The sequence below is a fragment of the Caulobacter sp. D5 genome (assembly GCF_003185805.1).
In the GTDB taxonomy this organism is placed as follows: domain Bacteria; phylum Pseudomonadota; class Alphaproteobacteria; order Caulobacterales; family Caulobacteraceae; genus Caulobacter.
The window spans coordinates 1-7,917 of sequence record NZ_QHJY01000235.1; the positions used below are offsets into that span (position 1 = coordinate 1).

The 7,917-nt window shown below is 71.7% G+C and carries 6 protein-coding genes and 1 pseudogene; 1 reads left to right on the forward strand and 6 read right to left on the reverse strand.

From position 1 onward, the window contains the following. The 6 genes and pseudogenes from DMC18_RS27325 to DMC18_RS15750 all read right to left on the reverse strand — a co-directional run. Positions 1 to 364 (reverse strand): annotated as a pseudogene (locus DMC18_RS27325) (DNA polymerase Y family protein); the annotation flags it as partial. A 211-nt stretch (positions 365 to 575) separates the two neighbouring features. Then, positions 576 to 1,352, reverse strand: a complete 777-nt coding sequence (locus DMC18_RS15730; protein WP_110121302.1) for an ImuA family protein — start codon at positions 1,350 to 1,352, stop codon at positions 576 to 578. Between the two features lie 84 nt (positions 1,353 to 1,436). After that, on the reverse strand, positions 1,437 to 3,368 hold the full coding sequence (locus DMC18_RS15735) for an HWE histidine kinase domain-containing protein (RefSeq protein WP_110133084.1): 1,932 nt from the start codon (positions 3,366 to 3,368) through the stop codon (positions 1,437 to 1,439). 112 nt (positions 3,369 to 3,480) lie between these two features. After that, entirely contained in the window at positions 3,481 to 4,185 is a 705-nt protein-coding gene (locus DMC18_RS15740) for a 2OG-Fe dioxygenase family protein (RefSeq protein ID WP_110121305.1), read from the reverse strand. Beyond that, positions 4,182 to 4,580, reverse strand: a complete 399-nt coding sequence (locus tag DMC18_RS15745; RefSeq protein WP_110121306.1) for a group III truncated hemoglobin — start codon at positions 4,578 to 4,580, stop codon at positions 4,182 to 4,184. Before DMC18_RS15745 ends, DMC18_RS15740 begins: the two co-directional genes overlap by 4 nt. Positions 4,581 to 4,781: 201 nt before the next feature. Further along, entirely contained in the window at positions 4,782 to 5,720 is a 939-nt protein-coding gene (locus DMC18_RS15750) for a BON domain-containing protein (RefSeq protein WP_110121307.1), read from the reverse strand. A gap of 218 nt (positions 5,721 to 5,938) precedes the next feature. On the opposite strand from DMC18_RS15750, the gene dnaG reads away from it, so the two are divergent. Then, positions 5,939 to 7,855, forward strand: a complete 1,917-nt coding sequence (dnaG, locus tag DMC18_RS15755) for a DNA primase (protein ID WP_110121308.1) — start codon at positions 5,939 to 5,941, stop codon at positions 7,853 to 7,855. The last annotated feature ends 62 nt before the right edge of the window (positions 7,856 to 7,917 follow it).

Sequence of the window (7,917 nt, forward strand, 5' to 3'; positions counted from 1 at the left end):
CCTGGCCGCCGGGCGGAACCACCGCCTCGCCTTGGCCATGGCGAGCCCCTCCATAGCGAGCAAGGGCCCAGGCGGCGCCGGCGGTGTCGGCGATCGCGGCGCGGGCCGGCACGCCCCAGCGGGCCAGGCGATCCCGCAGGTCGGCCAGCATGGCGCCTTCCCCGCCCCACAGGTGGTCGGTCCCGGTGATGTCGAGCAGCAGGCCGTCGTCGCCGTCGACCGCCACGGCCGGCGAAAAGCGCACGCACCAGTCGCAGAGGCTCTCCAGCGCCCGGCGGTCGGCCTCCGGGTCGTGGTCGGCGGTCGCCAGATGCGGAACCAGAGCCAGGGCGTCGGCCGCCTTCTGGCCGGCGGAGAGGCCCAGGGCCAGGGCCGCGTCGTTGACGGCGGCGAGGCGGCGGGTTCCGCGTTCGGAGAGCAGCAGGGCGAAGGGGGGATCTTGCTGCACCGGCGGTGAAGACCCCCTCCGGCCCTCCGGGCCACCTCCCCCAGGGGGGGAGGATTTTGGTCCGCGCTCGTTAGATGCTCCCCCTCTGGGGGAGCTGTCGGCGAAGCCGACTGAGGGGGCCTCCCCCTCACCCGGCTCGGCGAAGGCGTTCGGGTGGTGTCTCAGCCAGGTCGTGATCGGCCAGTTCGGACACCACACGGAAAGGATGCGGGCCATGGTCGGCCTCCGAATGTTCCAGGATCCACGCCCCCGGGCGTCCGCCCCGGCAGCGTTCCAGCGTCACGCGCCAGGCAGGCGGGCCAAGGCCCAGTCCATCGGGCGGGGCCCTCCCCGGCTCGGAGCCCACCCGCCAGCGACTGAAGGCGGCCGAACCCGTCGCCCCCTTGGCCGGTCCGCCATAGGGCCGGCGATGCAGGACGAGGCCGAAGCCTCCCGCCCGCTCGCAGGCCAGTTGCAGGCGGCGGCCGGCGACGAGGTCTGGCGCCTCGGCCTCGCCGATGGCGACGGCGACGCCCGGCGTGGCCAGGGCGTCCTCCAGCACCGAAAGCCCCTCGGCCTCGTCGCGGACCCGCACCACCACCAGCCGCTCGACCGGAAAGCCCAAGTTCACCAGGCCCGGAACGTAAAGGTCCGACCGCCGCAGCACCCAGACCACCGCCCCCTTCGTCGCCCTGGGCCGGGCCAGGAGCGCCGCGAAGGCCGCCGTGGCCGCCCCGCTCTCGCCCTCCAGGCCTTCGCCGACCACTTCGTGCCAGCCGCTCCTCGGCAGCCCCCCGCCGGGCAGATGGCCGTCGATACGCGGATCGCCAAACGGCAGGACCGGAGTCGGAGTCCGAGTCCCCGCCTGGATGGCGGCGATCCGACCTCTGAGGGCCTCGATACGCGCCTCGCGCGAGCCGGGCATGGCGACCTCCGTTCCCATTTTGTTCTGATCCTTCGGGAGCGCGGAGTCAAGGCGCGGGGATGCGGCAGGATGTCTCGCAGCGGCCTAGACCGGCTCCACCCGACGCCCCGCCAGGGCGCTGACCAGGGCCTCGGGCGCGGCCGGCTTGTGCAGCACGGGACCGTCGTCGAGGCCGGGCTCCTGGTAGCCGGTCAGGTAGACGAAGGGGATGTCCCGTTCGCTGAGGGCCTTGGCCACCGGCGTGACCATGCGGCCGCCAAGATTGACGTCGAGCACGGCCCTGTCGATCAGGCTGTTCTCGATCAGCTCCAGCGCCTCGTCGATGTCGCCTGCCGGGCCGACCACATGGGCGCCGGCCAGGGCCAGGACCCGGGCCAGCTCCATGGCCACCAGGGCCTCGTCCTCGACCACCAGCACGCGCTGGTTTTGCAGGCCGCCCTCCGGCGCGGGCGACGGGGCGGCGGCGGAGCGTTCGAGGCCGGCCGCGCCCGGCAAGGCGCCGCGCGTCAGCTCGAGCCGGCAATGCAGGCCCTCGGCCCGCCAGTCGTGCGAGACCCTGGCGCCCAGCTGCTTGCCGGCGTTCTGGATCAGGGTGGAGCCGAAGCCGCGACGAACCGGCGCGACCGCCGGCGGACCGCCGGTCTCGCACCAGTCGAGGACGAGGATCCCCGCCTCCCAGTCCCAGCGCACCTCCAGCGTTCCACCGGGCGCCGACAGAGCGCCGTACTTGCTGGCGTTGGTGGCCAGTTCGTGCACGACCAGGCCCAGCGACTGGGCGGCCTCGGCCCGGATCAGCACCGGCGGTCCGGAAAGGACGACGCGGGCCTCGTGCTCGAAGCCGTAGGCCTCAAGCTCCTGCTCCAGCAGGGCCCGCAGGTCGGCGCCGGTCCAGCGGGTGGTCGACAGCAGGCTGTGCGAGCGGGCCAGGGAGCCGATGCGGCCGCTGAGCGCGGTGACGTACTGGCGCTTGTCGACGAAGGGGGTCAGCTGGACCAGCGACTGCACGACCGCCAGCACGTTCTTGGCCCGGTGATCGACCTCGCGGATCAGCAGGCGCTCGGTCTCCTCGGCCTGGCGCAGGGCCGCCTCGCCCCGGGCGCGGGCGCTGGAGGCCCAGATCAGCTCGCCGACGTCGCCGACGAAGGCCACCTCGTCGGCGTTCCAGGTGCGGGGGTGTTCCTGGCAGACGAAGAGATAGGACACCAGCCGCCCGGCCTTGATCAGCGGCACGGCCACGAAGCCCAGGATGTCGAGCGCGGCATAGGCCGGCAGGACGGCCAGATCGCGGGTGCGGGCATCCTCGCGGATATCGTCGATGACCACCTGCACCCCGGCCCGCAGGTCGTCGCTCATGGCCGGACCGAAATCGTCGAGCACGAACAGCGGCCCGACCAGGGGCTGCACCCCCTCCCCGCCCCATTCGCCGATGATCTGGGTCGAGACGGCGGCCAGATCGACCTCGGCATAGCCTGCCCGCTGCACGCCAAGCTGAGCGGCCAGCACCTGGCAGGCGCGGCCGGCGATGGCGGCGACCTGGGTCTCCTCGCGCAGCTGGCGGCCCAGGTCGAGCATCAGGGCCCGGCGGCGCTCGCGCACCAGCAGGCGGGCGAGTTCGGCCTCGGCCTTCTTGCGGGCGGAGATGTCGGTGACCAGCACGTAGTAGCCGAGCACGGCGCCGTCGGGGGTGATGTCGGGCACATACTGCGCCTCGACATGACGCACGCCCGCCCCGGCATAGGGCAGCTCGCCCTCGAAGGTCAGGCTGCGCCCTTCCAGGGCCGCGTCGACATGGGCGCGCACCCGCTCATAGGCGATCTCGCCCATCACCTCGACGAGGGAGCGACCCTCGATGTCGGCCCGGCGCACGCCGAACCAGGTCTCGTAGGCGCGATTGACGAAGCGGTAGCGGCGGTCGGCGCCGACATAGCCGATCAGGATCGGCACCGCGTCGGCCATGGTCGCCGAGAAGGCGTCCCGACGGCCGGAGGCGGACAGCGAATGGGCGTCGTCGGTCATGAAGGGCGGCGCTCGTTTCGCGAAGGAGCGGAGGCTTGCACGCCCTCTCCCGCAGGTGGAGTGAGACAAACGGTCGCGCCCCCCTCAAGCCCGCGCCCGCTCGCCGGACGCCTCAGTCCTCCCGTCGGAAGGTGACCACCAGCACGTCGCGGCGCGCCTCGCGTCCGGCTTCAAGGGGGCTGATCGCCGTCACCCCGTGCAGGACCCTGTGGTCGTCGAGGAACACCGCGTCCCCCGGCTCCGTCAGGGTGAAGGAGCCCAGGGCGCGGCCGTCCGGGGCGAAGATGTCGGTGACGCCGCTGGCCACATTGTGGCGCTCCACCAGCATGACGATCACCCAGTCGACGCCGTCGCGGTGCATGCCCTCGGGCGTCGGCTGGCCGGCCTCGCCGTCATGGGCCTCGATGCGGAACTGGTGCAGCTCGACATGCCAGGCTGCCGGCGGATCGGCGGTCAGGGGATGGAAGAGCTCGAGCCCCGCCCGAAGCACGGCCGTGGTCACGGGGTGCTCGGCGATGGCCTGGGTCACCGGCTCGAACCACCGCTGCACGCCGCCGTTCAGGGTGTTGTAGTCGCGGCTCTGATAGTGCGGCTGGTGCGGCTTGCGGGCGATCACGCCCTCGGCAGAGGCCGCGAAGGCCGCGAACCGCCGGCGGCGATAGCGCCCGCCGTCGGCCATGAAGCCGTCGACGCCCAGGTCGTTCCAGCTGTCGGCGAACACGTCCCAGTCCGGCAGGCCGCCCAGCAGGTCGCGGGTCTTCGCGGCCGGCACGATGGCGAAGCCTTCAGCCTCGATCTTTTCGGGGATCGCGCTCACGCCGGGGCTCCCGGACGGAAGAAGAGGCCCAGTTTCAGCGAGCGGGCGATGCGCTCGGCCTTCTCGCCGACGATCGCGGCGCGCGGGGCGTCGAACAACTCCACGCAGGTGGCGTGGAAGAGATTGAGCCAGGGGGTGAACATCCACTCCTGGAAGCCCTCGATCCGCTGGTGCACCGCCATGGGCGAACCCTTGTAGCGGCCCGAGCCCTGCAGCACCGTCGCCCAGAAGTTCTTCAGCGTGGCCATGTGATGGGGCCAGGCGTCCTCGGCGATGACGTGGTTGAAGATCGGCCCCAGGCGCGGATGACGGCGGACCTTGGCGTAGAAGGTCTCGACCAGGGCGTCGATCTCGGCGTCGGTGAAGGCGGGTTGCGGGGCTTCGGACTCGGACATGGGGCCTAAATGGTCCCAAGCGGCCGGCCAGCCAAGCTAGGGATGATCACTTAGGGCCATCAGACCCCCAAAAGTCGTCAGCCCGGCCGGAGCGCGCAGCGCGTAGAGCCGCGCATCCAGCGGTAGCCGACGCACTGCGGCGGCCCCGGGTCCCGGATCGGCTTGCGGCCGTCCGGGATGACAAGGAGTTGGGGTTGCGAGTTAAGCCTTGCCCGTCACGCCCTGCTGGGGCGCGTTGCCTTGCAGGGACCAGTCGCCCGTCTTGGCCTCGACGCCGCGATCCAGGCGCAGGTTGTTCTGCACGTTGTCGACGCCCGAGACGCTTTCGGCCAGCAGTTCGGCCCGGCGCTTGTCGTCGCGGGCGTGGACCGTGCCGCTCAGCGTCACCTCGCCGTCCTTGACCGCGACCTCGATCGACGAGGCGTCCAGCCAGCCGTCATCGGTGAGGCGATCGCTGACGTCCTCGCGGATGCGCTCGTCGGAGCGGCGGTAGCCCTTGGGGCCGCGGCCGCGATGGTCGGCGCGCAGGGCCGCGTCGTGCTCGCGCCGGCGCTGGGCGTCATGGTCGCCCATCCAGGCGGAGACCTCGTCGCGGGCGCGGTCGAACCAGCCGCGATCGTCGTCGTAGCGGTCGCGCGCATGGCGACCATGGGGTCCGTGCTCGTGGCGCCCCCGTCCCGGACCGTCGGTGTAGTAGTTGCGCTCGCGCTCGTGGCGGCGGTCGAAATAGGCGCGGTCGCCGTAGTCGGGCGCCTCGCCGCGATAGCCGCCCCCGCCATAGTCGGCCGTGGAGCCGCCGAAGTCGAAGCCGCCCACCTGGCCGTAGTCGCCCGGCGCGCGGTAGCCGCGGCCCGAGGCGTAGTCCGAGCCCGAGCGGATGGTGCCATAGCCGATGTCGCCGCCCTGGCTGACGGCGCGGCGCAACTCGCTACGGCCCGAAGAGCGGTGGCGGGGTTCGCCGTAGCTGCGCTGCTCGCGGGCGGCGTAGCGGTCGCGCCAGTCGGGATCCTGGGCGTAGCGGTCCTGGCGGCGCCCATCGGCGCGCGAGGCGTCGTAGCCATAGCCGCGCTCGTCGTCGAAATCGCGCTCGCGGTCGATCTCGAAGCGGCCTTCACGGTCGTTCCAGCGGGACTCGGGCATGGGTGTTCTCCGTGGTTCTGTGTGGCGTGGGGACGCGTCGAGGCGACCCCCGCATCAGAACGGAGGGTCGTTGGGCCTGTTCCTAGTGCGACGCTTCTTTGATCCACGGCGACGCTAGCTGTGGATCACCGGGGATAAGTCCAAAGCCGCTTGTGAGGTTGTCACCTCAGGAGGAGTGTCATCCCGCGCGCGCGACCTTATGTTGGGGCCATATCGCCATGCGCTTCGACGACCGCTTCCTTGAAGAACTGAAGTCCCGACTTCGCCCCTCCGACGTGGTCGGAAAGACGGTGAAGCTGCGGCGGCAGGGTCGCGAGTACGCGGGGCTGTCGCCCTTCACCAAGGAAAAGAGCCCGTCGTTCTTCGTCAACGACGACAAGGGCTTCTACCACTGCTTCTCCAGCGGCAAGCACGGCGACATCATCAGCTTCCTGCAGGAGACCGAGCGCCTCACCTTCTCCGAGGCGGTCGAGCGGCTGGCGGCCGAGGCCGGCATGAGCCTGCCCGAGCCCGACGCCCGCGCCGCCCAGGACGATCGCAAGCGCGCGGGGCTGGGCGACTGGATGGAGCTGGCGGCGGCCTGGTTCGAGGCCGAGCTGCGTCGCCCCGTGGGCAAGGACGCCCGCGCCTATCTCGACCGCCGCGCCCTGCCCGAGGATCAGTGGAGCCGCTTCCGCATCGGCTTCGCGCCCAACGGCCGCACGGCGCTGAAGGACTATCTGGTGGCCAAGGGCGCCAAGCCCGGCGACCTGGTGGAAGCCGGCCTGCTGATCGCGCCCGAGGACGGGGGCGCGCCCTACGACCGCTTCCGCGACCGGATCATCTTTCCGATCACCGACACGCGCGGCAAGGTCGTCTCGTTCGGCGGCCGGGCGATGGATCCCAACGCCCGCGCAAAGTACCTGAACGGCCCCGAGACCAGCCTCTTTCACAAGAGCCGCGTGCTCTACGGCCTCTATGACGCGCGCAAGCTGCTGCACGCGGCCCAGGCCGCGGCCCCCAACGAGCAGACGCCGCTGCTGGTGGTCGAGGGCTATATGGACGTCGTGGCCTGCCAGCGGGCGAACCTGGCGGCCGTGGCGGCCATGGGCACGGCCCTGACCGAGGAGCAGATGGAGGCGCTGTGGCGCCTGCATCCCGAGCCGACCCTGTGCTTCGACGGCGACAAGGCCGGCCAGCGCGCCGCCAGCCGCGCCATCGACCGCGCCCTGCCGCTGCTGAAGCCCGGCCGCTCGTTCCGCTTTTCGATCGTCAGCGGCGGCAAGGATCCCGACGACGTGCTGCGCGAGCAGGGTCCGGCGGCGCTGAAGGCCCAGGTCACCCAGACCACGCCCTTCGTCGAGGCGCTGTTCGTGCGCGAGCGCGACCTGGAGCCGCTCGATACGCCGGAACGCAAGGCGGGCCTCAAGCAGCGCCTGCGCGCGGCGGCGGGCACGATCGCCGACAAGGACCTGGCGAGCGCCTACAAGGACGACCTCTACGCCAAGCTCGACCTGCTGTTCCCCAAGCCGGCCTATGGCGGCGGGGGCGGCGGCGGCCAGGGCGGTGATCGCCCGTTCACGCCGCGCAACGGCGGCGGCGGCGGCGGTGGGAACTGGCGCGGTCGCGATCGCGGTCCGCCCGATCCCGGCATCCGCGGCATCGCCCGCGAGCAGATCGGCCGCCGGCTGAACCCCTTTCACGCGGCCGTCGCCATCGCCGCCGTCAATCATCCGGCCTGGGCGCGTCCCTATGACGAGGCGCTGGAGCGGATCGGTTTCGGCGAGGCGCGGCTGAAGGGCCTGGCCCACGAGATCTTCGAGGCCCTGATCGACGACATCGGCGACGAGACGCCCTTCCGCGACATCCTGGTGCGCAAGGGCCGCGCCGAGGAACTGGCCGAACTCGACCGCCTTGCCGCGACGCTGAACGCGCCGTTCCTCGACGCCAAGATGGAGCGCGAGCGGGCCCGCGTCCTATGGGCGTCCTGCTACGAGGCCATCGTCGAGGTGGGCGACGCCGAACGGGCCCTGAGGGCCATGCGCGAGGAGCCGGTCACCGCCGCCAGCCTGACGGCCACCCGCGACCTGCGCGACCGCATCGCCATCCTGGAACGCCAGATCAGCAACCTGGAATTCTGGCAGCCGGCGCACTAGCCCCCTTCTCCCCTTGCGGGAGAAGGTGTCGGCGATAGCCGACGGATGAGGGGTCTCTCAGA